This is a genomic window from Streptomyces sp. SID10853 (assembly GCF_010548145.1).
GTDB lineage: Bacteria > Actinomycetota > Actinomycetes > Streptomycetales > Streptomycetaceae > Streptomyces.
In genome coordinates, this window is the sequence record NZ_JAAGLN010000472.1 from 1 (window position 1) to 1,520 (window position 1,520).

Sequence of the window (1,520 nt, forward strand, 5' to 3'; positions counted from 1 at the left end):
GGACGAGCGCGGCGACCAGAGCGAGCGCGACCGCCGCGATCCCCAGCGCCTCGGGCAGCGAGAGGGTCTCGTGCGGAGGGGTGCCCCCGGCGGCCAGCAGCAGCGCGGCCAGCCCGAGGAGTGTGAGGACGGTGCCGCGCCACTCGGTCCTGGCGACCCGGCGCCCGGCGAGGTGTGCGCCCAGTGGCACGGCGGCGACCAGGGTGAGGGCGCCGAGCGGCTGGACAAGGGTGAGCGATCCGTATTTCAGCGCCGCCACATGCAGGACGGCCCCGGCCGCGTTGAGGCCGACCGCCCACCACCAGGCACCGTGGCCGAGCAGCCGCAGCAGGCCGGACCCGGGCCGGGTACGGGAGGCGAGGCGCTCCTGTGCGACAGCGGCCGTGGCATAGCCGACGGCGGACAGCAGCGAGAGGGCGACGGCGGCCGCTGTGGCGTTCACCGGCGCGCTCCGTGGATGGCGAGCGCGCGGGCGGGCGCGGAGAGGTACCGGACGCGGACCGCGCCGGGGAACACCGTGAGGGCACTCATCACCCCGACCCCTTTGCATTGCGTAACAGGAAGCACGAGGTGGGCCCGGGGATCCGGATCCCACCGCTAACGAAACAACAGTGTACCGATACGGAGACGTATCGGTACACCAGCGTATCGGTACACTGGCGTATCGGTACGATGAAGTTCCGATGCTGCTCGTCACACCGAGAGGGAGAGCTCATGCCGCCCCAGGACTCCGCGACACCGTCATCGCGCTCCAAGATCACACCGGAGCGTGAGCAGGAGTTCTACGCGGCGGTCCTGGAGCTTCTCCGCGAGGGCGGCTACGACGCGCTGACGATGGAGGGCGTCGCCTCGCGGTCGCGCTGCGGCAAGTCCACGCTCTACCGGCAGTGGGGGAACAAGCCGCAGCTGGTGGCCTGCGCGCTGCGCGGCACCCGTGGCGGAAATCTCACCAGCATCGACACCGGTACGCTCGCGGGGGACCTGCGGGAGGCCGCCACGTCGCTGGGGGCGCACTCGGGGCGTGACACCCCGCTGATGCATGCGCTGAGCCACGCGGCCCTGCAGAACCCGGAACTGCTGGAGGCGCTGCGCGAAGGGCTGGTCGAACCGGCGGTCGCCGCGATCGACGCGATGGTCGCCCGTGCGGTGGCCCGGGGCGAGGTCGCGCCGGACAACCCGGCCCTGGAGTTCGTGGCGCCGCAGCTGATGATCGCGATGCGGATCCGGCCGATGCTGGAGGGCCACTACGGTGATGCGGAGTATCTGCGCCGGTTCGTCGAGGGCGCTGTGCTCCCCGCGCTGGGGCTTGCGGGGAGCCGGGAGCAGGAGCTCCCGAAGGTGCCCGACCCCGCGAGTCCGGTCTGACACACACCGGAAGGCCCGGGGGCTGAGGCCACCGGGTACCGAAGACTGGCGGCCGTCGCCGAGCGGATGACGGCGGACCGCCTGCGCCGCACCGTGGGGACGGGGGCGGCGCGCCCCTCCGCCCGGAGCCGGCCCGCCCAGCGGCCGGCTCCGGG

At 73.0% G+C, this 1,520-nt stretch carries 1 protein-coding gene and 1 pseudogene; one reads left to right on the forward strand and one right to left on the reverse strand.

Annotation, left to right across the window (positions count from 1 at the left end; translation table 11 throughout):
• Positions 1–442 (reverse strand): annotated as a pseudogene (locus tag G3I19_RS36410) (hypothetical protein); the annotation flags it as partial.
• A gap of 272 nt (positions 443–714) precedes the next feature.
• Between G3I19_RS36410 and G3I19_RS36415 the strand changes: the two are divergent.
• Positions 715–1,365, forward strand: a complete 651-nt coding sequence (locus G3I19_RS36415) for a TetR/AcrR family transcriptional regulator (protein WP_164267935.1) — start codon at positions 715–717, stop codon at positions 1,363–1,365.
• Positions 1,366–1,520 lie beyond the last annotated feature (155 nt).